Consider the following 23359-nt stretch of genomic DNA (forward strand, 5'->3'; position numbering starts at 1 on the left):
AATTAGAATGCGTACACATTTTATAGCTATTGGCGGAAGTGCCATGCACAATTTAGCATTAGCTCTTCATAATAAAGGATATCAAGTTACGGGTAGTGACGATGCTATTTTTGAACCTTCAAAATCCAGATTAGATAAAAAAGGAATTTTACCAGCTGAATTAGGTTGGTTTCCTGAAAAAATAACGGCCAATATAGAAGCTGTAATTCTAGGAATGCATGCAAAAGCAGATAATCCTGAATTACTAAAAGCTCAGGAACTTGGATTAAAAATTTATTCCTATCCCGAGTTCTTATACGAACAATCTAAAAATAAAACACGCGTCGTAATTGGTGGTTCTCATGGAAAAACTACAATTACATCAATGATTTTACACGTAATGCATTATCATGATATTGCTGTTGATTATATGGTAGGTGCACAATTAGAAGGTTTTGATACGATGGTGCATCTTACAGAAGAAAATGATTTTATAGTTTTAGAAGGAGATGAATATTTGTCTTCACCAATTGATAGAAGACCAAAATTTCATTTATACCAACCTAACATAGCTTTGATTTCTGGAATTGCCTGGGATCACATCAATGTTTTCCCGACCTATGAGAATTATGTAGAGCAGTTTGAAATTTTTATTAGCAAAATTACTAATGGTGGAATTTTAGTATACAACGAAGAAGATCCTGAGGTAAAGCGTGTGGCAGAAGCGGCAATAAATCCAATTAGGAAAATGGCGTATCATACTCCAAATTATTCAGTTGAAGAAGGTGTCACTTTATTAGAAACACCTGAAGGCGATATGCCAATAGAAGTTTTTGGTGCTCATAATTTAAATAATTTAGCTGGAGCCAAATGGATTTGCCAGAATATGGGAGTCGATGAAGCTGATTTTTATGAAGCAATTGCTAGTTTTAAAGGAGCATCAAAACGCTTAGAAAAAATAGCAGAAAGCAAAACTAAAGTAGCTTATAAAGACTTTGCACATTCTCCTAGTAAGGTCGCAGCGACCACTAAAGCAGTAAAAGAACAATATCCAAATAGAACCTTAATAGCTTGTTTAGAATTGCACACTTATAGCAGTTTGAATGCTGAGTTTTTAAAGGAATATGAAGGCGCATTAGAATATGCAGATACAGCAGTTGTTTTTTACTCACCAGATGCTGTAAAAATAAAGCAGTTGGATGAAGTGAGTTATGATCAAATTGCTACTGCATTTAATCGTAAAGATTTAATAATTTATACTAATCCTATTGAATTTAAGGAATTTTTATTCAAACAAAATTTTGACAACTCAGCTTTGCTATTAATGAGTTCAGGGAATTATGGAGGCTTAAATTTTGATGAGGTAAAGCAAATAATTGTGAACTAAAAAGGATAAATTGAATTAAAGATAAAAAATACTATGGCTGAAAATTCCTTTTTTCCTATCACCAATTGGTCCGAAGATGATAAGCCACGTGAAAAACTTATGCTGAAAGGTAAAAGTGTTTTAAGTGATGCGGAACTAATTGCGATATTGATCGGATCGGGGAGTAGAAGCGAATCGGCAGTTGATTTAAGTAAGCGAATTTTAGCAAGTGTTGATTGTAATTTAAATGCTTTAGGCAAACTCTCAATTACACAATTAATGGTTTTTAAAGGGATAGGCGAAGCAAAAGCAATATCAATAATCGCAGCTTTAGAATTAGGGAGAAGAAGACGTTCCGAAGAAGCTGTAGAATTAAAAAAAGTAACTTCTAGTAAAGTTATTTTTGAAATAATGCAACCCATTATCGGAGAATTGCCTCATGAAGAGTTTTGGATTATCTATTTGAATAATTCAAATAAGGTAATTTCAAAATCGCAATTAAGTAAAGGTGGAATCACAGGAACATTAGTTGACGTGAGAATTGTTTTTAAAACAGCACTCGAAATGGGTGCAACGGCATTGATTTTATGTCATAATCATCCTTCAGGAAGTTTGATTCCTAGTGAGGCTGACAAACAAATTACTAAAAAATTAAAATTAGCAGGTGACAGTTTAGAAATAAAAGTACTTGATCATCTAATAGTAACGGAATCTAGCTATTTTAGTTTTGCAGACGAAGGAATATTTTAAAAATAGAAAATGAAATTACCACACATAACCGATGTTTTTTTTGATTTAGATCATACACTATGGAATTTTGATAAAAATTCAGAGCTGACTTTTGAAGAGATTTTTAACAGAAATCATCCAGAAATAGAAACTAAAGAATTTATCGAAAAATACATTCCAATAAATCAAGAATGCTGGAGACTTTACCAATATGATAAAATTACGCATGAAGAATTGCGTTACAATAGATTAAAAAATTCTTTTGATGCTATAAATTATTCTATTTCTGATCAAGAAATTGATAAGATTTCAGATGATTATATTCAGTTTTTACCAGATAACAACCATCTTTTTGATGGCACAATAGAAGTGTTGGACTACCTCAAGTCAAAATATAATTTGCATATTATAACTAATGGTTTTGCTGAAGTTCAATTTAAAAAAATGAATAATTCTAAAATAACGCCTTATTTCTTAACCGTTACTAATTCAGAAATGGCTGGCGTAAAAAAGCCTAATCCTATTATATTTGATTATGCATTAGATTTAGCAAAAGCAAAAAAAGAAAATAGCATTATGATTGGTGATAGTTTAGAAGCAGATGTAAAAGGTGCTTTAGATGCAGGTTTAGATGCAATTTTTTTTAATGAAAACAACACTATTATTGAGAATCATATCAAGCAAATTAATCATTTATTAGAACTAAAAAAATATTTATAAATTATGAAAAAGTTAATCCTATTATTGCTAATGTTCGCGTTTAGTTTTTCTTATGCGCAATCTGTAAATGATTATAGTGCGGTTATTGTTCCGTTAAAATTTAATTTTTTAAGATCCGAAAATCAATATCGATTGAACACGATTACGAAGTTTTATTTTACCAAAGCAGGTTTTGAATCTTTTTACGCTAAAGAAAGTGTGCCAGCAGAGTATAACGATCGTTGCAGTTTACTATATGCAGATGTAGAAAAGGAAAGTGGTTTTTTAGTAACAAAGCTTTTTATAACGCTCAAAGATTGTAATGATAAAGTAATTTTTAAATCTAAAATCGGTAGGAGTAAAGATAAAGATTTTCAAACTGCTTACACGCAAGCTCTCAACGAAGCTTTTCAATCGGTTAATGAATTGAATTATAAGTTTAACGGTACTTCTAATAAAACAAAAACAAATGTTAGTCAAGAAACTGTTGCCAACAACGCAACTAATCAGACTATAGTTATTGAAAGTAATCAGACTGCTGTGGTACTAAACGATAAAAATTTATTGTATGCACAAGTTACACCAACGGGATATCAATTGATTGATAGTACGCCAAAAGTAGTAATGAAATTGATGAAAACATCACAGCCCAATTCTTTTATTGCAATGAAAGATAATTTACAAGGTTCTTTAATTCTAAAAGATAATCAATGGTTTTTTGAATATTATCAGAATGAAAAACTTGTTTCTGAGAAATTAAATATTAAGTTTTAGACACATTGTTTATATAATTATCTATTTATTTTTGCTAAAGTTTATTTTCATTAAATTCTTGTTCTCCATGAAAAAAATGTTCACTCTTCTATTTGTATTTCAATCAATGTTCTTTCTGGCACAGAATAAAATTAATGAGACCAGGAATTTTATAGTTTCTAATGTTTCTGTTATTTCAATGACGAAAGATGAAGTAGTGAAAAATCAAGATGTAATTGTACAAAATGGGAAGATAATTTCTATTGGTAAAACGAAGAAAATTAAAGACAAGAATGCTACAATATATGACGGTACAGGAAAATTTATAATGCCTTCACTCGCAGATGCTCATGTTCATTTTCCTGAGACAGAGCCGGAAATGGAAAGAATTTTGCAATTGAATTTGATTAATGGTGTGACTAAGTTACGTTCTATGCGTGGGGATTGGATGCATAAAGAATGGAGAAATAAGTATAATAGCATCGATAGTTATTATCCAAAATTATATCTTTCTCCACCACCTATTACAAGAAATTCTGATTTAAACTTAGAACAAATAGAATCTTTTGTAAAAGCCGCAAAAGAGAATGGATTTGATTTCCTTAAAGTTTTAAGTCTTAAAAATGACGTTTTTTTTAAGCAATTAGATAGTGTTTGTAAAAAGTATAATTTTTCAATTAGTGGTCATTTTCCATTTGTTTCAAATGGAAATCAGCCAGAAGAGAAAACTATTTTTGCGTCAAATTACAATTCTTTTGAACATTTAGGAGGTTTGTCAGGCGAAACTGATGATAAAATTGATGCTAGAATTAATATTATTAAAAATAAAGAAATTGTAATTTGTCCTACTCTTTCGTGGTATAATGTTGGTTCGGGTAGATATTCATTAGAGGAGCTAAGAAACTTACGCGGAATGGAATTTGTTTCAAAAATAATGATGGACAAATGGATTTCAGAGACAAAAGCGTATAGAGAAAAAATGGGCAACGAAGCATATCAGACTGAAGTTGCTAAACAATTAAAATCATTAGAGGCAAAATATATAATTATAAAAAAACTAGATAAAGCAGGCGTAAAAATGATTCTAAGCCCTGATGCTTCATCAAAGTTTATGATGGCTGGATCAACTATTTTAGATGAGATGGAATTACTTAAAAATGCCGATTTATCTAATTTCAGCATTTTAAAGATGGCGACTACTAATTTTGCTAACTTTTTTAAAGAAAATTATGGTACTTTAGAAGTAGGTAAAACTGCAGATTTTATAGTTTTAGAAAAAAATCCACTTCAAGACTTAAATGCATTAAAAGAGATTAAAGCAGTTTACACTAATAATCATTTTATAAATGAAAATAATTTAAAAGAAATTCGCCAGCAGTTAATTAATTCGGTAGAACTTTAAATTTTCTACTTTTCTTTTTCTTGACTTCTCTTTCCTTTAAATAAAAAATTAATATCCATATTTTTCCTTCCAACGATTTTTTAGAAATTCACGAATACTATTTTCTCTTGAATTATTTCCAGGTATATATATCGGATTGTTGCTCAGTCCTTCTGGCAAAAATTCTTGATCTGCAAAATTATTAGTGTAATCATGAGAATATTTATATTCTTCACCATATCCCAATTCCTTCATTAATTTTGTGGGTGCATTGCGCAAATGGATAGGTACTGGCAAATCCCCCGTTTGTTTTACCAACTGCTGAGCAGTTCCAATTGCTAAATACGAAGCATTGCTTTTGGCAGAAGTTGCGAGATACACAGCGCACTGACTTAAAATAATTCTACTTTCAGGATAGCCAATAGTACTAACCGCCTGAAAAGTATTATTGGCCATTATAAATGCTGTAGGATTCGCATTTCCGATGTCCTCACTACTTAGTATCAGCATTCTTCTAGCAATAAATTTTACATCCTCTCCACCTTCAATCATTCTGGCAAGCCAATAAACAGCTCCATTAGGATCGCTTCCGCGGATCGATTTTATAAAAGCAGAAACAATGTCATAATGTTGCTCTCCAGATTTGTCATATAGAACTGTATTTTGTTGTACTAATTCAAAAACTCGATCATTAGTAATTATAATTTCGTCTTCATTAGAAGCGTTTACGACCAGTTCAAAAATATTTAATAGTTTGCGTCCATCACCACCAGAAAGGCGCAGTAAAGCCTCTGTTTCTTTTAAATTAATTTTTTTTGTAGCCAAATAGCTGTCGGTTTTCATGGCACGCTCTAATAAAGATTCTAAATCTTTTTTTGTAAAAGCATTCAAAACATAAACCTGACAGCGGGACAAAAGAGCAGGTATAACTTCAAAGCTTGGGTTTTCTGTTGTTGCGCCTATTAAGGTAATCCAACCTTTTTCTACAGCAGCTAATAAAGAGTCTTGTTGTGATTTGCTAAAACGATGAATTTCATCAATAAAAAGAATAGGATTTCTAGCTGTAAATAATCCACCACTTTGTTTGGCTTTTTCAATAACCTCTCTAATATCTTTAACTCCAGAATTAATAGCACTTAAAATATAAAAAGGTCTTTTTGATTCTTGAGCGATAATTTGAGCCAAAGTTGTTTTACCAGTTCCTGGAGGTCCCCATAAAATTAAAGAGGGTATAATTCCTTTAATAATTTGTTGTGTCAATGAGCCATTTGGACCCACCAAATGAGATTGACTTACATAATCTTGTAGTTTTTGAGGTCTTATGCGTTCTGCAAGGGGTGCTTCCATTTATTATTAAATTTTAATTTTTAAATTAAAAATTATCATCGGTAAAAATAACCTTTCTTTTTATTTCTTGGAGCTATTTCCAGCTTTCCGTTGCAATCTTTTCTTTTTTATTGATCGCTTCGTTCCTCGCAATCAACAAAAAGAAAAGGATTTCCTCTGCAATCTGGGCTAAAGTATTTGCTTATAATTGTCTTTTTTGGTTTTAACTATGACAAATTAGCATTTATTTGGCTTTGGCTATATTTTTGAAACCAATTAAATATTGATTGATGATATTTACTAAATGGATAAGGATTTTAAATTTACAAATGCTGTAGTTATATTACCATTAATTTTTGTGGTTGTAATATGGCTTGTTTTTTGGTTAGAAGTCCGCTTTGATTATGATTTTATTCAAAACGGAATTTATCCTAGGACTTTCTATGGATTGCAAGGTGTTATTTTTAGCCCTTTTATTCACGCTGATTCAGAACATTTATATAACAATTCACTTCCATTGCTAGTTCTTTTGGCAGCATTGCAGTTTTTTTATCCCAGACAATCCTTAAAAGTTGTGCTTTTCGGCATTTTGCTTTCAGGGATATTAACGTGGAGCATTGGAAGAGAAAATTATCATATTGGTGCAAGTGGTTTAATATATGTCTTGTTTAGTTTCATTTTTTTTAAAGGTATTCAAACAAAGCACATTCGGCTTATTGCTCTTTCACTTACAGTAATCATTGTTTACGGTGGGTTAGTTTGGTATATTTTTCCAACTCCAGATGTACCCGGTGAAAAGTCTATTTCTTGGGAAGGGCATTTATCTGGATTACTAGCAGGTTTTATTTTATCTATCATTTATAAAACACCAGAGTATAAAAAGGTACCTAAATACGATTGGGAAAAACCAGATTATAATCCTGAAGAGGATAAATTTATGCAGCGTTTTGATGAAAACGGCAATTTTGTAAATCTTCCAGTAGTAGAGGATGAGGTCATTCTAAATTATTATTTTTCTAACATTCCGGTATCGTATGAAATTATTTCTAACGAAAAAAGTGAATCAAAACCGGAGTCTTAATTCACTTTTAATATTTTAAATGCAATTTATTGCTTTATGAAAAAGTATAAAATACAATTATTGTCTTTGTCTTACGGCCTCATATAAAAAAGCACCACATGCTACAGAAACATTCAGCGAACCAATTGTTCCAAACATAGGTAGTTTTGCTTTTTCATCTACGATTTTTAAAACCGATGGATTAACCCCACGATCTTCTGATCCCATAATGATAGCAACAGGTTCATTCAGAGTAATATCGTAAATGTTTTTATCTGTTTTTTCTGTTGCAGCTATAGTTTTAATTCCGCTAGCTTGCAATAAGAAAATGGCGTCTTTAATGTGTTCCACTTTACAAATAGGAATATTAAATACAGCTCCAGCAGATGTTTTTACCGTGTCACCATTAACTGGCGCAGATCCTGCTTTTTGAACGATGATACCATTTACGCCTGTGCATTCAGCTGTACGAATAATGGCACCAAAATTACGAGCATCAGATATTTGATCTAAAATTAAAAACAATGGTTTTTTTCCGTTTTCAATAACTGATTCAATTAAAGATTCCAAGTCAAAAAAGGAAATAGGAGAGATTGTGGCTACAGCACCTTGATGATTGTTCGGTGTTAGCCTATTTAGTTTTTCAACAGGAACGTAAGAAAAGTTGATGTTACCTCTCTTCATTACTTTCATTAAGTCCTTCATTAGTTCGCTGCTTGCTTCCTTTTGAATGTAAACTTTGTCTACTGTTGCGCCTGCTTGGATGGCTTCAATTATTGCTCTAATCCCAAATATTTGATGTTCTTTTTCCATGGTGCAAAGATATAAAAAAAACCACCACTTTTTAAAGTGGTGGTTTTAATATAATGGTAATCAATATAAATTAGTTAATCTATTGTTGCCACCAAACTTTTGATTTATTCTCATCAGTTTTAGGAGCTAAAGTATTTACTCCAGCTGTATAATTTGCTGTATTTGTACTTTGTTCTGCTGATGGATAAAGATATCTTGTTGGGATTACTCCTCCATTCAATGCATTTGTTGAAGGTACTAAAGCAGGAACTCCAGTTCTTCTCCATTCACTCCAAGCATCAAATGCAGAAGGGAATAATGCAACCCATTTCTCTTCTCTAATTACTTTTAGTAAATTAGTTGCAGCATCAACTTTTCTAACAAGAGCATAGGCTGGACCATCTGCAGTTATGTTAATTGTACCTCCACCTAATTTTTTTGTAAAACTCTCAAATGATTTTGTGATTCCCATTTCTAATAAATTGAGGGCGTTTTCTGATGTCCATCCTAATGCAGCAGCTTCAGCTCTATTTAAATAAGTATAAGATGCAGTCATGAAAGATGTAGGAGCATTAGCAACCCATATATTTCCACTAAGTTTCGCTCTTGAATTTAATGGTGTACTTGCAGCTTGTGAAAGTCCGTAAGGAATACCATCAGTAGTAACAGCTTTATTAGAAAATATTTTCAATCTATTATCTAAAATATGGTTAGATGTAGGATTGTCAGATGCTGCTTCACCCTGAAGTGCATCAGTAAGTGTTTTTGATAAGCCATAATCATTTCTTCTGTTTGCTATATAAGGGTTTTCAAATCCTGGAACATTAGTATGAGCAAACCAAGCCTCATCTGCTACATTTTCAATAGACCCATTCGCATTACTTAAAGCATTGTTAAACTGAACTGCAGCATATCCTCCTGGAGCAGGATATTTTTTTGATAGTTGAATAGACATACTCATGATCATAGAGTTTGCCAATTTTTTCCATTTCAACATATCTCCATCATAGATTAAATCTCCTGTTGGAGGAAGTTCAGAAACATTAATCATATCTCTAGCGGCAATTAAACTAGCGATTTCTGATTTATAAATAAATTCTTGAGTCGAATAAGTTGGAATTAAAATTCCTTTAAATGCTTGCTCATAAGGTGCGTCTCCCCATGTATCAGTTACTCTTTTCCAGATTATAGCTTTCATTATCTTTGCAACTCCCAATTGATTTTTAGCTGATCCTTTAAGTAAAATTTTAGGATCTGGGTTAGTTGTAGTTTCAAAATAATTAGTTATTACATCTAAATTGGAAAGGGTTTGAACATAGAAGCCATTCCAGCTTGCAGGAGCTTGATTGTAATTTTGCTCATCTACATATACTCTTTGTGATTGGTATTGAACATACAAAGTCGGTTTTAACAAAAGGTCTCTTCCAGTAAGGGTTGTGTATCTTACAATAGAACCAGCCATAAGTGCTTGCAAGTCTCTTTCTTGAGCACCATTCGGGTTATCGTTTAGGTTGCCAAAATCATTATTTTCGCAACTTATAAATAGTCCTGTAAACAGAGCTAAAATTATGCTTATTTTTTTCATTTTTTTCATTTTAAGTTTTTAGAAAGTAACTTTTAAATTTATACCATAACTTTTAGTACCAGGTAATCCACCATCTTCACCAAAAGTTTTTGACATTTCTGAAGGATCCCAGTTGTGTTTGTTTTCTTTTGATACACTAATAAGCCATAAGTTACGACCAACAATACCTACAGATGCAGATTCAAATACATTTTTAACCCATTTTCCAGGAATACTATATGTTAAACTTACATCTCTTAATTTAATATAACTTGCGTCATGTACAAATGGTTCAGCTAATCTATTTGCATACCACTGGTTGTAATAATCATAAGCCTCAACATATTCATCAAATTTGGCACCGGCTTTGTCAACTCCAACTACATGAACTCCTCCACCTACTTTACCATTAACAGCATCTCTTTTTGGATTTCCTAAATCATTATTCCCAACGGTATCATCTAAAAGACCACCATTTGTTCCCCACATTTCAGAAAGTGAGAAAAACTTACCACCTTTTTGAAAATCAATTAAAGCAGTTAAAGACAGATTTTTATAAGTTATAGTATTTAAAAAACCTCCTGTAAATTCTGGTAAAACTGACCCAAGGTATTTGTTTTGTTGTACAACGTATAATCCGTTTTCATCTATTATTTTGTTATTGTTAGCATCTGTTGCAAAACCAGCACCTAATAATTGTCCCCATTCACCATTTAATTGGTGTGTTACAGTTACGAATGTGAAAGCACTAGATCCACCTGGAGCATTGATGCTTTGAAGTCCATCAGGTAGCTCTTCAATAGTTGTTTTGTTTTTTGCAAAGTTCACAGCTACAGTCCAGTCGAAATCATTTGTTTTTACGGGTGTAGCATTCAATACTAACTCTACTCCTTTTCTTACTGATTTTCCTGCATTTGTTAATTTTGTAGAGTAACCAGAACCAGCAGACACACTAATAGGAATGATATCATCTTTACGTGTTTCATTGTAATAAGTAGCGCTTAATCCTAATCTGTTATTCAAGAATTTTAAATCAACACCAAATTCTGTAGACGAATTTATTGCTGGTTTTATTTGATTGTCTACTAATTGGGATTGATTGTACATGATAGGTTTACCATTGTATCCATTATAACTACCGTTATAGGTTGGGAAAGCAGGATTGATTAGATTTGCAGCAAGGTCACTTCCTACTTGCGCCCATCCAAATCTTACTTTTCCAAAAGATAACCAATCGTATTTTGCTAATTCACTGAAAATTAAGCTACCTCCTACTGATGGATAAATGTATCCATTTGCATTATTAAATAATGCAGAGCTATAATCTTTTCTGATAGAAGCATCCAAGTAAGCATATCCGCCATAACCAACAGAAGCTTTAGCAAACATACTGTTTACTTGTTTAACAGTGTAGCTTGTTGACGGCACTACTTGTTCTTTGGAGTTGCTATAAATATACAAATCTGGAATTAATAAACCTCCGCTTGTAATATTTCCTGAGTCCATTTGTGCTGCCCAACTTTGGTTGTTATTTCTTCTTATTTGTCCACCCGCTAGTGCTTCAACCTCAAACTTGCCAAAATTGTTTTTATAATTCAAAATAGTAGTGTAGTTGTCTTCTATCAAAGTAGATGAGCTTCTACCAAAACTATTGATGTTTTTCATATTACCTGCATCTAAATCAGATGAATATTGTACATCAAAAGGAACTTTAAAAATACCTCTGTTTTCTGTTTGATTTCTAGAGACCATAAAATTCGCACTCCAATGATCACTAAATTTGTAATCTCCATGGATGTCTGCAACTAGTTGATTTCTTGAGTTTTCGTTAGTGTATTGATCTAGCCAATAGTATGGGTTAAACCAAAAAACTGGTTTTTGACCACCTTGATCAGTAGGATCATTTCCGGCTAATGAATTTGCATAAACTTCCGGTCCTGCCCAGTTCCATGAGGCACTATATCCATTATCGGTTTTTAATCCTCTTAGTTCTTTTAATTTACGAACATCTAAGTCTCTTCCAAACCATGAATTGAATGATCCCGAAGTTTGATTTGAATAATCATCGTCAAAATCTCCTAATGTTTTTTGAGTAGTATAATTAACACCTGCCCCTATAGTAAATTTTGATGTTAAATTTGCATCTATTCTAAAGCTTAATAAATGTTTGTTTAAGTCAGAATTTGGTATAATACCCTGTTGGTTTAAGTTCGTGTATGAGAATCTAGAACTAAATGTTTCATTCCCTCCACTAACAGAAATACCTTGTTTTTTAGTTACTCCCGTATCATAGAAGTTTTTAATGTTGTTTTTTTGGCCTTCCCATTTTGCTGTTTTTCCAAAATATTCAGTTCCAGGTTGCCATGCATACCATGGGATATAGTCGCTTCCGTCAAATTTTGGTCCCCAGCTCGCATCTGCATCTGGAGTTCCAATATATTTTTTTCCATTAAGTGAAGCCCATCCTGCAGGATAGTTTGGATTGCTAGCAAAGTCGAAATTAGTCCATTCACTTTCTCCACCGTAACCTTGCCCGTACTCATTTTGATAATTTGGTAAATAAGCTACTTTATCAAAAGTAGTAGAGCTAATAAGAGAAACTTCTACTTTTTTTCCTTTACCTGATTTAGAAGTGATGATAATCACTCCCGCCTCAGCTCTTTGACCGTATAAGGAAGTTGCATTAGGTCCTTTCAAAACGTTTACACTGGCTACATTTTCCATGTCTATAACGTTAGGGTCGCTTACAGGAACACCATCAACGATGTATAATGGATCACTATCACTAGTTAAAGAAATAGCCCCACGCAAACGTATTTTTCCTGACGCACCTAGTTTTGCTCCAGATTGACCAACAATCTGTACTCCGGCTACTTTTCCAGCTATTGCTGTCTTAATATTTGCGTCTTGAGTAATGTTTAGATCTTTAGCTTTTACACTTTGCGAAGCATAAGTTAGCGATTTTTCAGATCTTTTCACTCCTAAAGCAGTTACAACAACTCCTTCTAGTTCTACTGAATCATCTTTCAGTCTAATATTCAAAATACTAGTACTAGCTAGTGCTTCCTGAGATTTCATCCCAATGTAGCTGAATAATAAGGTTTGATTTGGTGATGCTTTGATGGAGAATTTTCCGTCAAAATCAGTTTGTGTTCCTGATTTAGTCCCCTTAATCAATACACTAACACCTGGTAAAGGCATTCCTGAATTGTCGGAAACAGTTCCAGCAACAACTCTTTCTTGCGCAAAGGTTACTTGCGCGATTAGTACTAATAGTAGTACTAAGAATCCATTGAACTTTAGTTTCATTTTATAAAATTTTGAATTAGTTTCACAAACTTCTTAATAATTTGTTAACTTTCCTAATTTAAATTTTACTTTTTTATACATATCTTTAAAATTTAACATTATAACTAATGTGTATAATTGTGTTGTACGTTTCGAATTTATTCTTGGTATTGTTGCCGTTTGCAACTGCTATTTTAAACAATCCATTTTTTGTGTTTATACCAATTCCTGCTCCTAAACCTATTAAATTTTCGGTGTAAATTGAATTTGAAAATTCTAATTTATTCTTTAAAATACTGTAGTCTAGTATGCTATGAATATAAAGGTTAGGTGTTATTAAATAACGATATTCAGTTGTTATTGTAGAATAATAGTAGGCATTGAGACTATTCTCGGGAAAACCTCTTATGCTGTTTAATCCACCAAAACGAAATAATTCATTTGCGAGATAGCGTTTACTTTGCATATAATAATTTTGTGTTTTTAATTCTATGGCGCTTTTGTTGTTTAACAGAATGTTATGTATAATGTTTAAATTAATGATAAATTGTTGATTGGTAGTGTTGTTTGTCAAATTTTTGATTTCTCTTGATCCTAATGCTAGAGATGTCCCTATTTGGGTTTTTATTGGGAAAGAGGTATTGGGATTATTGAATTTAGTATACTCAAAGCTTGAAGTGATGAATGAGTTGTTGAAATCGCTTATTAAATTTGATTCCAAATTTTGAATGTTACTCGATTCAGTTGTGTGATAACCTATATATATTCTCGAGCTGTAATTTATAAAATAGCTTAAGTCGATTGCTATATTTGTGTTTTGAAATGTCGAATCTTGTCTAAAAATATTTAGTTGCGTTTTTATGCCTACTGGACTTTTGAAAAGATAGGGAATTTCAAGGCTTCCTTTAAATGACTTTTGGTTATTTCCGTCGCTTTTCCAATAGACAGAAAGTTCTTCTCCTGAGCCTAAAATATTATCTAATTTTAAATCTAGATAGCCATTTAAAGTAACCTTTTTATCTTCATTATTAGAAAAACCTAGAAATCCATCAAAATTATTCGATTTTCTTTTTTCTAAATACACATAGATAGTAGTGCTGTCTTTGGTGAATAGGATTTCCGGATATTTTACTTGATTTACAAAACTGAATTTATTAAAATCATCATTAATTTTTTCAACCGTCTTTTGATTGAAAATTGTATTTTGGTATTTCTTATTTATTTGTTTTAATTGTCCTTTTGGGAATTTAGTCATTTCTTCTTCAGCATATCGTATGGTGATAGTGTTTAAATTTCTTTTTTGCGCTGTTTCTAATTTTAAATCTGCATATAAAATATTTTGGTTCCTTTCTATATTGATCAATTTTAATTTTGCTAATGCGTATCCTGTTTTTTCAAGTTTTTGTGAAGCTTCTTTTAAAAAAAAATCTATTTCATTGTAGGGTAATTCTATTTTGTTGTTTTTAATGCTTGATGAAATAATGGAGGTGAGTAAACTGTCTGTGTCTAAGGATATAATTAAAGATTTTATTTTTTCACCTAGAATAAATTCCGATATATAAATAGAGTCGTTTATTAGTTTTGCATCATCTGTGATATTGTCGATGTATCCTAATTTTGTTAGTTTAAGTGAGAAAGCCTTTATTTCGTCAGTTAATGATTTTATGTTTTTATGCTTGGTATTATAGATTAAAGAGTCGATTGTTTTATTTTCTAAATTATTTTTTCCTTTAATTTTTAAATAAAAATTCTGCGCAGAAGTGTTCCAGCAAATAGTGAAAAAGAAAATAAAAAATAAAAATGATTTCAAAATGATTAGTTTTTTTAATAAATGTAATGCAAATATCTATTGTTTCTAATGTAAATCAAACTTCAAAATGATTCTTTAGGAATTGAGACTGTCCTAGTAATTTTAAAACTCAATTATTAAAGGTGTTTCTTTATATTATTCAGGTACAAATTATTAGTTGAATAAAAATTTAATGAATTAGCGTTTGTGGAGTAAAAAATATTTTCTACATTTGCAACCCCGTAAAAAGCGGGAATTTAATATAATAAGAAATTTTTAGTATTAATTATGCCAACAATTCAACAATTAGTAAGAACAGGAAGAACTCAGATGACTAAGAAGAGTAAATCGGTTGCTTTAGATTCTTGTCCTCAAAGAAGAGGGGTTTGTACGCGTGTTTACACTACAACACCAAAAAAACCAAACTCTGCAATGCGTAAAGTAGCGCGTGTACGTTTGACAAATGGTAATGAAGTAAATGCCTACATCCCTGGTGAAGGACACAATCTACAAGAGCACTCGATAGTATTAGTTAGGGGTGGAAGGGTAAAAGATTTACCAGGAGTTAGATATCACATCGTTCGTGGTGCACTTGATACGTCAGGAGTAGCAGGAAGAACGCAAAGAAGATCTAAGTACGGAGCAAAACGCCCAAAAGAAGCAAAAAAGTAATTTAAAGTTTGCATTATATAGGCACGATTAATCGTGACTTATAGGTGTGTAATTTTATTAAAAAAAAGACATGAGAAAAAGAGCGGCAAAGAAGAGACCACTTTTACCAGATCCAAGGTTTAATGATCAACTGGTAACACGTTTTGTGAACAACTTAATGTGGGATGGAAAAAAATCGACAGCGTTTAAAGTATTTTATGATGCTATTGACATCATTGAGTCTAAAAAACAAGATGCAGAAAAACCATCATTAGAAATATGGAAAGATGCTTTAACTAACGTTATGCCTCACGTAGAAGTACGTAGTCGTAGAGTAGGTGGAGCTACATTCCAAATTCCAATGCAAATTCGTCCAGATAGAAAAATTTCTATGGCGATGAAATGGTTAATTCTATATTCAAGAAGAAGAAACGAAAAGTCAATGGCTCAAAGGTTAGCTTCAGAATGTTTAGCTGCGGCTAAAGAAGAAGGTGCTGCTGTTAAGAAAAGAATGGATACTCACAAAATGGCAGAAGCTAACAAAGCTTTCTCTCACTTTAGATTTTAATTCATAGGAAATGGCTAGAGACTTAAGATATACAAGAAATATTGGAATTGCTGCTCATATTGATGCTGGTAAAACAACAACAACAGAGCGTATTCTTTTTTATACTGGAAAATCACATAAACTTGGTGAAGTCCATGATGGTGCTGCAACAATGGACTGGATGGCGCAGGAGCAAGAAAGAGGTATTACCATTACTTCTGCTGCGACAACTTGTGAGTGGAATTTCCCAACAAAACAAGGCAAAGTGCTTCCGGAATCTATTCCGTACCACTTTAATATTATTGATACTCCTGGACACGTTGATTTTACTGTAGAGGTAAATCGTTCTTTGCGTGTGCTTGATGGTTTAGTTTTCTTATTTAGTGCAGTTGATGGTGTTGAGCCTCAATCTGAAACTAACTGGAGATTAGCAGATCAATACAGAGTGCCACGTATTGGTTTTGTTAATAAAATGGACAGACAAGGGTCTAACTTTTTAAAGGTTTGCCAACAAGTTCGTGATATGTTAAAATCAAATGCTGTTGCAATCACTTTACCTATCGGTGAAGAAAATGATTACAAAGGTGTTGTGGATTTAGTAAAAAATCAAGCTATTATTTGGCATGATGAGAATCAAGGAGCTACGTATGATATCGTTGATATTCCAGCAGATATGTTGGATGAAGTGAAAGAATATCGTTCTATCCTTATTGAAGCAGTGGCTGATTATGATGACAACTTATTAGAGAAATTCATGGAAGATGAAAGCTCTATAACGGAAGAAGAAATCAACAAAGCTTTAAGAGCTGCAACAATGGATATGGCAATCATTCCAATGACTTCTGGTTCATCTTTTAAAAATAAAGGAGTTCAATTCATGTTAGATGCAGTATGTAAATACTTGCCATCTCCTATGGATAAAGAAGGTATCGAAGGGATTCACCCTGATGATGCGGAATTGCTAGAAGAAGATCAAACTAAAATTTTGCGTAAGCCAGATGTTAAAGAGCCATTCGCTGCTTTAGCTTTTAAAATTGCTACTGATCCATTCGTAGGTCGTTTAGCTTTTTTCCGTGCTTATTCAGGGCGTTTAGATGCAGGTTCTTATGTTTTGAACACTCGTTCAGGAAATAAAGAAAGAATTTCTCGTATTTATCAAATGCACGCAAACAAGCAAAATCCAATCGATTTCATCGAAGCTGGAGATATTGGTGCAGCAGTTGGATTTAAAGATATTAAAACTGGAGATACATTGTGTGATGAAAAACACCCAATTATTTTGGAGTCAATGAAATTTCCTGCGCCAGTTATTGGTATAGCAATTGAGCCTAAAACTAAGGCTGATGTAGATAAAATGGGTATGGCTTTAGCTAAATTAGCTGAAGAAGATCCTACGTTTACAGTTAGAACTGATGAAGCTTCAGGTCAAACGATTATCTCTGGTATGGGTGAGCTTCACTTAGATATCTTAGTTGATCGTATGAAACGTGAATTCAAGGTTGAAGTAAATCAAGGTGAGCCTCAAGTTGAATATAAAGAAGCTTTCACAAAATCTGCTGTTCACAGAGAAACTTACAAAAAACAATCAGGTGGTCGTGGTAAATTCGGAGATATCGTATTTAAATTAGAGCCAGCTGACGAAGTTGATGGAAAAATTCCTAATGGATTACAATTTGTTAACGCTGTAAAAGGTGGTAACGTTCCTAAAGAATATATCCCATCTGTTGAAAAAGGTTTTAGAGAAGCTATGAAAACTGGTCCATTAGCTGGATACCAAGTAGATAGTTTGAAAGTAACTTTAACAGACGGATCTTTCCACCCTGTGGATTCAGATGCACTATCTTTTGAGTTAGCTGCTAGAATGGGTTACAGAGAAGTAGCTAAAGCTGCTGGAGCTGTTATTCTTGAGCCAATCATGAAGATGGAAGTTATTACGCCAGAAGAAAACATGGGAGATATCGTAGGTGATATCAACCGTCGTAGAGGTCAGGTAAATGACATGGGTGATAGAGCTGGTGCTAAAACTATTAAAGCGGATGTTCCGTTATCAGAAATGTTTGGTTATGTTACAACATTAAGAACACTTTCTTCTGGTAGAGCAACTTCTACAATGGAATTTTCACACTACGCTGAAACACCTGCTAATATTTCGGAAGCAGTAATCAAAAAAGCAAAAGGAAACGCTTAATCTTTAAGAAAATGAGTCAAAAAATCAGAATAAAATTAAAATCTTACGATCACATGTTGGTAGACAAGTCTGCTGAGAAGATTGTAAAAACTGTTAAGAGTACAGGTGCAGTAGTTACAGGACCAATTCCTTTGCCAACTCACAAAAAACTTTTCACTGTATTGCGTTCTCCACACGTTAACAAAAAAGCGAGAGAGCAATTTGAAGTAATGTCATACAAGAGATTAATTGACATTTATTCATCTTCATCTAAAACTATTGATGCGTTAATGAAACTTGAATTGCCAAGTGGAGTTGAAGTTGAAATCAAAGTTTAAGTAGTTTAAGAGTAAAAAAGAACGCTGCTTTTAATTGAAAAATATTTTTTTTGGTTTGTGTGTAAATAAGTTATACTTTTGCACCACTAAAAAAAATAGGATTCGGTTAAAAGCTGCGTTCTATGTTTATATTTAATAATTAATAATTAATAATTATGTCTGGGTTAATTGGTAGAAAAATCGGCATGACTAGCATTTTCGACGAGAACGGGAAAAACATTCCTTGTACAGTAATCGAAGCTGGACCATGCGTTGTTACCCAAGTCAGAACCAAAGGTGTTGACGGGTACGAAGCGTTGCAACTAGGTTTCGATGACAAAAACGAGAAACATTCCACAAAAGCGGCTTTAGGTCACTTTAAAAAAGCGGGAACTGTAGCTAAGAAAAAAGTCGTTGAATTCCAAGATTTTGCAACTGAACAAAAATTAGGAGATCTTATAGATGTTTCTATTTTTGCTGAAGGAGAATTTGTAGATGTACAAGGTGTATCTAAAGGTAAAGGTTTTCAAGGGGTTGTTAAACGTCACGGTTTTGGTGGTGTTGGACAAGCAACTCACGGTCAACACAACCGTTTAAGAGCGCCAGGTTCTGTAGGAGCTTCTTCTTATCCATCTAGAGTATTCAAAGGAATGCGTATGGCTGGACGTATGGGAGGAGACAATGTAAAAGTTCAAAACCTTAGAGTTTTAAAAGTAGTTGCTGAAAAGAACCTACTTGTTATAAAAGGATGTGTTCCTGGTCATAACAACTCTTATGTAATCATTCAGAAGTAATGGAAGCAAAAGTATTAGATTTCAACGGAAAAGATACTGGAAGAAAAGTGCAACTTTCTGATTCAGTATTTGGTATAGAACCAAACAATCACGCAGTATACCTTGATGTAAAGCAATATCTTGCTAATCAAAGACAAGGAACGCACAAAGCTAAAGAAAGAGCTGAAGTAGCGGGAAGTACTCGTAAGATAAAAAAACAAAAAGGAACTGGTACTGCTCGTGCGGGTAGTGCAAAGAATCCATTGTTTAAAGGTGGTGGAACAGTTTTCGGACCAAGACCAAGAAGTTATTCATTCAAATTGAATAAAAGCTTGAAACGTTTGGCTAGAAAATCAGCTTTCTCAATCAAAGCAAAAGAATCGAATATTATCGTTCTTGAAGACTTTAATTTTGAAACACCAAACACTAAAAATTTCATCAACGTTTTGAAAGCTTTAGAGTTAGAAAATAAAAAATCTCTATTTGTATTGGGTGATACCAATAAAAATGTATATTTGTCCTCACGCAATTTAAAAGGCTCTAGCGTTGTAAGTAGCTTAGAATTAAGCACTTATGCTATTCTAAATGCTAATAATTTAGTTCTTTTAGAGAGTTCTTTAGAGATAATTGAAGAAAATTTAAGTAAATAATAGGATATGAGCATCATAATTAAGCCTATAGTAACGGAAAAAGTAACCAAAGAAAGTGAAGTTTTAAACCGCTTCGGATTCGTTGTTGACAAAAAAGCAAATAAAGTACAAATTAAGAAAGCTATTGAAGCTGCTTATGGAGTAACGATTTTGAGCGTTAACACGATGAACGTAAGACCGGATAGAACTACAAAATACACTAAAAGTGGTTTAATCAGTGGAAAGACAAATGCAATCAAAAAAGCAATTGTACAAGTACAAGAAGGAGAAACAATTGATTTTTACAACAATATCTAAGATAAAATGTCAGTAAGAAAATTAAAACCTATTACCCCAGGTCAGCGATTTAGAGTTGTGAATGGTTATGACGCCATTACAACTGATAAGCCGGAACGCTCTTTGATAGCGCCGATAAAAAACTCTGGAGGTAGAAATAGTCAAGGAAAGATGACCATGCGTTATACGGGTGGTGGTCACAAGCAGAGATATCGTATTATTGATTTCAAACGTACAAAAGAAGGAATTCCAGCTACGGTGAAATCAATCGAATATGATCCAAATCGTACTGCGTTTATCGCATTATTAGCGTATGCTGATGGTGAGAAAACTTATGTTATTGCTCAAAACGGATTGAAAGTTGGTCAGAAATTAGTTTCTGGTCCAGAATCTCAGCCTGAAATTGGTAATACATTACCTTTAAGTAGAGTTCCACTAGGAACTGTAATTTCTTGTATCGAATTGAGACCAGGACAAGGAGCTGTAATCGCTCGTTCTGCTGGAACATTTGCTCAATTAATGGCAAGAGATGGAAAATATGCTACAATCAAAATGCCTTCTGGTGAAACAAGATTAATCTTGTTGACTTGTTCGGCTACAATTGGAGCGGTTTCAAATTCAGACCACCAATTAGTTGTATCTGGTAAAGCAGGTAGAACAAGATGGTTAGGTAGAAGACCTAGAACAAGACCTGTTGCAATGAACCCTGTCGATCACCCAATGGGTGGTGGTGAAGGACGTTCTTCTGGTGGACATCCACGTTCAAGAAATGGAATACCAGCTAAAGGTTATAGAACTCGTTCTAAGAAAAACCCGAGTAACAAGTATATCGTAGAACGTAGAAAGAAATAATAAGATATGGCACGTTCATTAAAAAAAGGACCTTTCGTTCATTATAAGTTAGACAAGAAAGTTCAAGAAAACATCGCTGGTGGAAATAAAGGAGTAGTTAAGACTTGGTCTCGCGCTTCTATGATTACTCCAGACTTTGTTGGACAAACTATCGCAGTTCATAACGGTCGTCAATTTGTACCAGTTTACGTAACAGAAAACATGGTAGGTCACAAATTAGGAGAATTTTCACCAACTAGATCTTTTAGAGGTCATGCTGGAGCAAAAAATAAAGGTAAAAAATAAGAAGCAATGGGAGTTCGTAAAAGAGAAACAGCAGATGCGAGAAAAGAGGCTAATAAGTCTATAGCTTTCGCAAAATTGAATAACTGCCCTACTTCACCTAGAAAAATGCGCTTAGTAGCGGACTTGGTAAGAGGTCAGAAGGTAGAGAGAGCATTGAACATCTTAAGATTTAGTTCTAAAGAAGCTTCAAGAAAATTAGAAAAATTGGTTTTATCTGTTATTGCCAACTGGCAAGCAAAAAACCCAGACGCTAATATGGAAGAAGCTGGTTTATTTGTTAAAACGATTACAGTAGATGGTGGAATGATGTTGAAAAGACTTCGTCCAGCTCCACAAGGTCGTGCTCACAGAATTAGAAAACGTTCTAATCACGTAACAATCGTGCTTGGATCTATTAATAACACACAAGCAATTTAATACAAGATGGGACAAAAGACAAATCCAATTGGAAATAGACTTGGTATCATCAGAGGATGGGACTCAAACTGGTATGGTGGAAATGATTATGGTGATAAACTTGCCGAAGATCACAAAATCAGAAAGTATATCCATGCTCGTTTATCAAAAGCTAGTGTATCAAAAGTAATCATCGAGAGAACTTTGAAACTTGTAACCGTTACTATCACTACTGCTAGACCTGGTATCATTATCGGAAAAGGTGGACAAGAGGTAGACAAGTTGAAAGAAGAACTTAAGAAAATTACTGACAAAGAGGTTCAAATCAACATCTTTGAAATAAAAAGACCTGAACTTGACGCGTATCTAGTTGCTACAAGCATCTGTCGTCAAATCGAAAGCCGTATTTCTTACAGACGTGCAATCAAAATGGCTATTGCTGCTTCTATGCGTATGAACGCTGAAGGTATCAAAGTTTTGATTTCTGGTCGTTTGAATGGTGCAGAGATGGCACGTTCAGAAGGTTTCAAAGAAGGAAGAATTCCTCTATCAACTTTCAGAGCCGATATTGATTATGCATTAGCTGAAGCGCATACTACTTATGGTAGAATGGGGATCAAAGTGTGGATCATGAAAGGTGAAGTTTATGGAAAGAGAGATCTTTCTCCGCTTGCTGGAATGGACAAAAAACAATCTGGTACTGGTGGAGGTAAAGGTGGAGATTCTCCAAGAGGAGACAGAAAACCTTTTAACAAAGGTGGAAAACCAGATGCTCGTAAACGAAAGTAAATTTTTAAATTAAAGAAAAATGTTACAGCCTAAAAGAACAAAATACCGTAAGGTACAAAAGGGTAAAATGAAAGGGAACTCTCATAGAGGGTATGAGCTTTCAAATGGAATGTTTGGTATTAAATCTGTACATGAAGATGGAATGTTCTTAACCTCACGTCAAATCGAAGCTGCGCGTATTGCTGCAACTCGCTTTATGAAAAGAGAAGGACAATTATGGATCAAAGTATTTCCAGACAAACCAATTACTAAGAAGCCTCTTGAGGTACGTATGGGTAAAGGTAAAGGAGCCGTTGAATATTGGGCTGCTGTTGTTAAACCCGGAAGAATTATGTTTGAAGTTGGAGGAGTTCCTTTATCAGTTGCAAAAGAGGCGTTGCGTCTTGCAGCTCAAAAGCTTCCAGTAAAAACAAAATTCGTTGTTGCTAGAGATTTCGAAGCATAATCTATATTATATTATGAAACAATCAGAAATAAAAGATCTTTCTGCAGCAGAGTTGCAAGAAAAGCTTAGCCAGACTAAGAAAACATATGCTGATCTAAAAATGGCTCACGCTATTTCACCAATTGAGAACCCACTTCAAATTAGAAGTGTAAGAAGAGTGGTTGCTAGATTAGCTACAGAACTTACTAAAAGAGAGTTACAATAACTGTAGTCTGCTGAAAGATGGAAGAAAAAAGAAATTTAAGAAAAGAGAGAATTGGTGTTGTTACTTCAGACAAAATGGATAAGTCTATTGTTGTTGCAGAAGTACGTAAAGTAAAACACCCATTATACGGTAAGTTCGTGTTGAAAACTAAAAAGTATCACGCACACGACGAAATGAACGACTGTAACATTGGAGATACGGTAAGGATTAGCGAAACGCGTCCTTTAAGTAAAACTAAATGTTGGAGGTTAGTTGAAATCTTAGAAAGAGCTAAATAATT

Annotated in this window: 25 protein-coding genes; 20 read left to right on the forward strand and 5 right to left on the reverse strand. The window is 33.4% G+C overall.

Going from position 1 to position 23359, the window contains the following annotated elements:
- Nucleotides 1-7: 7 nt before the first annotated feature.
- From J3S90_RS06505 to J3S90_RS06525, 5 genes are all read left to right on the forward strand, one after another.
- Nucleotides 8-1366, forward strand: coding sequence for a UDP-N-acetylmuramate--L-alanine ligase (locus J3S90_RS06505; RefSeq protein ID WP_210645554.1), 1359 nt, complete (start codon nt 8-10; stop codon nt 1364-1366).
- A gap of 33 nt (nt 1367-1399) precedes the next feature.
- On the forward strand, nt 1400-2095 hold the full coding sequence (radC, locus tag J3S90_RS06510) for a RadC family protein (RefSeq protein ID WP_210645555.1): 696 nt from the start codon (nt 1400-1402) through the stop codon (nt 2093-2095).
- 9 nt (nt 2096-2104) lie between these two features.
- Nucleotides 2105-2794 (forward strand): YjjG family noncanonical pyrimidine nucleotidase, encoded by a 690-nt coding sequence (locus tag J3S90_RS06515; RefSeq protein ID WP_210645556.1) that lies wholly within the window; start codon nt 2105-2107, stop codon nt 2792-2794.
- 3 nt (nt 2795-2797) lie between these two features.
- Nucleotides 2798-3547 (forward strand): hypothetical protein, encoded by a 750-nt coding sequence (locus J3S90_RS06520; protein WP_210645557.1) that lies wholly within the window; start codon nt 2798-2800, stop codon nt 3545-3547.
- 67 nt (nt 3548-3614) lie between these two features.
- Nucleotides 3615-4928, forward strand: a complete 1314-nt coding sequence (locus J3S90_RS06525) for an amidohydrolase family protein (RefSeq protein WP_210645558.1) — start codon at nt 3615-3617, stop codon at nt 4926-4928.
- A gap of 48 nt (nt 4929-4976) precedes the next feature.
- On the opposite strand, the gene J3S90_RS06530 is transcribed toward J3S90_RS06525, so the two are convergent.
- Nucleotides 4977-6254, reverse strand: coding sequence for a replication-associated recombination protein A (locus tag J3S90_RS06530; protein WP_210645559.1), 1278 nt, complete (start codon nt 6252-6254; stop codon nt 4977-4979).
- A gap of 283 nt (nt 6255-6537) precedes the next feature.
- Here J3S90_RS06530 and J3S90_RS06535 point away from each other — a divergent pair, with 283 nt between their 5' ends.
- The gene (locus J3S90_RS06535) at nt 6538-7314 is read left to right on the forward strand and encodes a rhomboid family intramembrane serine protease (protein WP_210645560.1); all 777 of its coding nucleotides are present in this window, start codon (nt 6538-6540) and stop codon (nt 7312-7314) included.
- A 57-nt stretch (nt 7315-7371) separates the two neighbouring features.
- Here J3S90_RS06535 and rlmB read toward each other — a convergent pair whose 3' ends face one another.
- The 4 genes from rlmB to J3S90_RS06555 all read right to left on the reverse strand — a co-directional run bounded on the left by rlmB (nt 7372) and on the right by J3S90_RS06555 (nt 14747).
- Nucleotides 7372-8106 carry a 23S rRNA (guanosine(2251)-2'-O)-methyltransferase RlmB gene (rlmB, locus tag J3S90_RS06540; protein ID WP_188049955.1) on the reverse strand — a complete coding sequence of 245 codons (735 nt, stop codon included), beginning with the start codon at nt 8104-8106 and terminating at the stop codon, nt 7372-7374.
- Between the two features lie 79 nt (nt 8107-8185).
- Nucleotides 8186-9670 (reverse strand): SusD/RagB family nutrient-binding outer membrane lipoprotein, encoded by a 1485-nt coding sequence (locus J3S90_RS06545; protein ID WP_210645561.1) that lies wholly within the window; start codon nt 9668-9670, stop codon nt 8186-8188.
- A gap of 18 nt (nt 9671-9688) precedes the next feature.
- Nucleotides 9689-12958: a SusC/RagA family TonB-linked outer membrane protein gene (locus tag J3S90_RS06550; RefSeq protein WP_210645562.1), complete on the reverse strand. Its 3270-nt coding sequence runs from the start codon at nt 12956-12958 to the stop codon at nt 9689-9691.
- Between the two features lie 85 nt (nt 12959-13043).
- A complete protein-coding gene (locus tag J3S90_RS06555; RefSeq protein ID WP_236023904.1) occupies nt 13044-14747 on the reverse strand; it encodes a BamA/TamA family outer membrane protein in 1704 nt (567 codons plus the stop codon).
- Nucleotides 14748-15014: 267 nt separating this feature from the next.
- Between J3S90_RS06555 and rpsL the strand changes: the two genes are divergently transcribed.
- From rpsL to rpsQ, 14 genes are all read left to right on the forward strand, one after another.
- A complete protein-coding gene (gene rpsL / locus J3S90_RS06560; RefSeq protein WP_022828353.1) occupies nt 15015-15398 on the forward strand; it encodes a 30S ribosomal protein S12 in 384 nt (127 codons plus the stop codon).
- A gap of 70 nt (nt 15399-15468) precedes the next feature.
- The gene (rpsG, locus tag J3S90_RS06565; RefSeq protein ID WP_035668130.1) at nt 15469-15945 is read left to right on the forward strand and encodes a 30S ribosomal protein S7; all 477 of its coding nucleotides are present in this window, start codon (nt 15469-15471) and stop codon (nt 15943-15945) included.
- A 10-nt stretch (nt 15946-15955) separates the two neighbouring features.
- Nucleotides 15956-18112, forward strand: a complete 2157-nt coding sequence (gene fusA, locus J3S90_RS06570) for an elongation factor G (protein WP_210645563.1) — start codon at nt 15956-15958, stop codon at nt 18110-18112.
- Nucleotides 18113-18123: 11 nt separating this feature from the next.
- Nucleotides 18124-18429 (forward strand): 30S ribosomal protein S10, encoded by a 306-nt coding sequence (gene rpsJ, locus J3S90_RS06575; RefSeq protein ID WP_011963470.1) that lies wholly within the window; start codon nt 18124-18126, stop codon nt 18427-18429.
- Nucleotides 18430-18584: 155 nt separating this feature from the next.
- Entirely contained in the window at nt 18585-19202 is a 618-nt protein-coding gene (gene rplC, locus J3S90_RS06580; protein WP_072945403.1) for a 50S ribosomal protein L3, read from the forward strand.
- Nucleotides 19202-19831 (forward strand): 50S ribosomal protein L4, encoded by a 630-nt coding sequence (gene rplD, locus J3S90_RS06585; protein ID WP_035668126.1) that lies wholly within the window; start codon nt 19202-19204, stop codon nt 19829-19831. The genes rplC and rplD overlap by 1 nt, the downstream gene beginning before the upstream one ends.
- A gap of 6 nt (nt 19832-19837) precedes the next feature.
- On the forward strand, nt 19838-20128 hold the full coding sequence (rplW, locus tag J3S90_RS06590; protein ID WP_066081040.1) for a 50S ribosomal protein L23: 291 nt from the start codon (nt 19838-19840) through the stop codon (nt 20126-20128).
- Nucleotides 20129-20134: 6 nt separating this feature from the next.
- Entirely contained in the window at nt 20135-20959 is an 825-nt protein-coding gene (gene rplB, locus J3S90_RS06595; protein WP_035668122.1) for a 50S ribosomal protein L2, read from the forward strand.
- Nucleotides 20960-20965: 6 nt separating this feature from the next.
- Nucleotides 20966-21244 carry a 30S ribosomal protein S19 gene (gene rpsS, locus J3S90_RS06600; RefSeq protein WP_007136562.1) on the forward strand — a complete coding sequence of 93 codons (279 nt, stop codon included), beginning with the start codon at nt 20966-20968 and terminating at the stop codon, nt 21242-21244.
- A 6-nt stretch (nt 21245-21250) separates the two neighbouring features.
- A complete protein-coding gene (gene rplV, locus J3S90_RS06605) occupies nt 21251-21661 on the forward strand; it encodes a 50S ribosomal protein L22 (protein WP_007136561.1) in 411 nt (136 codons plus the stop codon).
- Nucleotides 21662-21667: 6 nt separating this feature from the next.
- The gene (rpsC, locus tag J3S90_RS06610) at nt 21668-22429 is read left to right on the forward strand and encodes a 30S ribosomal protein S3 (RefSeq protein WP_039110223.1); all 762 of its coding nucleotides are present in this window, start codon (nt 21668-21670) and stop codon (nt 22427-22429) included.
- A gap of 19 nt (nt 22430-22448) precedes the next feature.
- Complete coding sequence (gene rplP, locus J3S90_RS06615; protein ID WP_121925766.1) at nt 22449-22874, forward strand: 50S ribosomal protein L16; 426 nt, start codon at nt 22449-22451, stop codon at nt 22872-22874.
- A 13-nt stretch (nt 22875-22887) separates the two neighbouring features.
- Nucleotides 22888-23079, forward strand: a complete 192-nt coding sequence (gene rpmC / locus J3S90_RS06620; protein WP_066081030.1) for a 50S ribosomal protein L29 — start codon at nt 22888-22890, stop codon at nt 23077-23079.
- A 17-nt stretch (nt 23080-23096) separates the two neighbouring features.
- Nucleotides 23097-23357, forward strand: a complete 261-nt coding sequence (gene rpsQ, locus J3S90_RS06625) for a 30S ribosomal protein S17 (protein WP_072992295.1) — start codon at nt 23097-23099, stop codon at nt 23355-23357.
- Nucleotides 23358-23359: the final 2 nt, after the last annotated feature.

Origin of the sequence: Flavobacterium flabelliforme (assembly GCF_017948675.1) — a bacterium.
Taxonomy (GTDB): domain Bacteria; phylum Bacteroidota; class Bacteroidia; order Flavobacteriales; family Flavobacteriaceae; genus Flavobacterium; species Flavobacterium pygoscelis.

Coding starts and splice junctions, on each gene's coding strand:
- J3S90_RS06505 (WP_210645554.1), top strand. CDS start 8: ATGCGTACACATTTTATAGCTATTGGCGGAAGTGCCATGCACAATTTA.
- radC (WP_210645555.1), top strand. CDS start 1,400: ATGGCTGAAAATTCCTTTTTTCCTATCACCAATTGGTCCGAAGATGAT.
- J3S90_RS06515 (WP_210645556.1), top strand. CDS start 2,105: ATGAAATTACCACACATAACCGATGTTTTTTTTGATTTAGATCATACA.
- J3S90_RS06520 (WP_210645557.1), top strand. CDS start 2,798: ATGAAAAAGTTAATCCTATTATTGCTAATGTTCGCGTTTAGTTTTTCT.
- J3S90_RS06525 (WP_210645558.1), top strand. CDS start 3,615: ATGAAAAAAATGTTCACTCTTCTATTTGTATTTCAATCAATGTTCTTT.
- J3S90_RS06530 (WP_210645559.1), bottom strand. CDS start 6,254: ATGGAAGCACCCCTTGCAGAACGCATAAGACCTCAAAAACTACAAGAT.
- J3S90_RS06535 (WP_210645560.1), top strand. CDS start 6,538: ATGGATAAGGATTTTAAATTTACAAATGCTGTAGTTATATTACCATTA.
- rlmB (WP_188049955.1), bottom strand. CDS start 8,106: ATGGAAAAAGAACATCAAATATTTGGGATTAGAGCAATAATTGAAGCC.
- J3S90_RS06545 (WP_210645561.1), bottom strand. CDS start 9,670: ATGAAAAAAATAAGCATAATTTTAGCTCTGTTTACAGGACTATTTATA.
- J3S90_RS06550 (WP_210645562.1), bottom strand. CDS start 12,958: ATGAAACTAAAGTTCAATGGATTCTTAGTACTACTATTAGTACTAATC.
- rpsL (WP_022828353.1), top strand. CDS start 15,015: ATGCCAACAATTCAACAATTAGTAAGAACAGGAAGAACTCAGATGACT.
- rpsG (WP_035668130.1), top strand. CDS start 15,469: ATGAGAAAAAGAGCGGCAAAGAAGAGACCACTTTTACCAGATCCAAGG.
- fusA (WP_210645563.1), top strand. CDS start 15,956: ATGGCTAGAGACTTAAGATATACAAGAAATATTGGAATTGCTGCTCAT.
- rpsJ (WP_011963470.1), top strand. CDS start 18,124: ATGAGTCAAAAAATCAGAATAAAATTAAAATCTTACGATCACATGTTG.
- rplC (WP_072945403.1), top strand. CDS start 18,585: ATGTCTGGGTTAATTGGTAGAAAAATCGGCATGACTAGCATTTTCGAC.
- rplD (WP_035668126.1), top strand. CDS start 19,202: ATGGAAGCAAAAGTATTAGATTTCAACGGAAAAGATACTGGAAGAAAA.
- rplW (WP_066081040.1), top strand. CDS start 19,838: ATGAGCATCATAATTAAGCCTATAGTAACGGAAAAAGTAACCAAAGAA.
- rplB (WP_035668122.1), top strand. CDS start 20,135: ATGTCAGTAAGAAAATTAAAACCTATTACCCCAGGTCAGCGATTTAGA.
- rpsS (WP_007136562.1), top strand. CDS start 20,966: ATGGCACGTTCATTAAAAAAAGGACCTTTCGTTCATTATAAGTTAGAC.
- rplV (WP_007136561.1), top strand. CDS start 21,251: ATGGGAGTTCGTAAAAGAGAAACAGCAGATGCGAGAAAAGAGGCTAAT.
- rpsC (WP_039110223.1), top strand. CDS start 21,668: ATGGGACAAAAGACAAATCCAATTGGAAATAGACTTGGTATCATCAGA.
- rplP (WP_121925766.1), top strand. CDS start 22,449: ATGTTACAGCCTAAAAGAACAAAATACCGTAAGGTACAAAAGGGTAAA.
- rpmC (WP_066081030.1), top strand. CDS start 22,888: ATGAAACAATCAGAAATAAAAGATCTTTCTGCAGCAGAGTTGCAAGAA.
- rpsQ (WP_072992295.1), top strand. CDS start 23,097: ATGGAAGAAAAAAGAAATTTAAGAAAAGAGAGAATTGGTGTTGTTACT.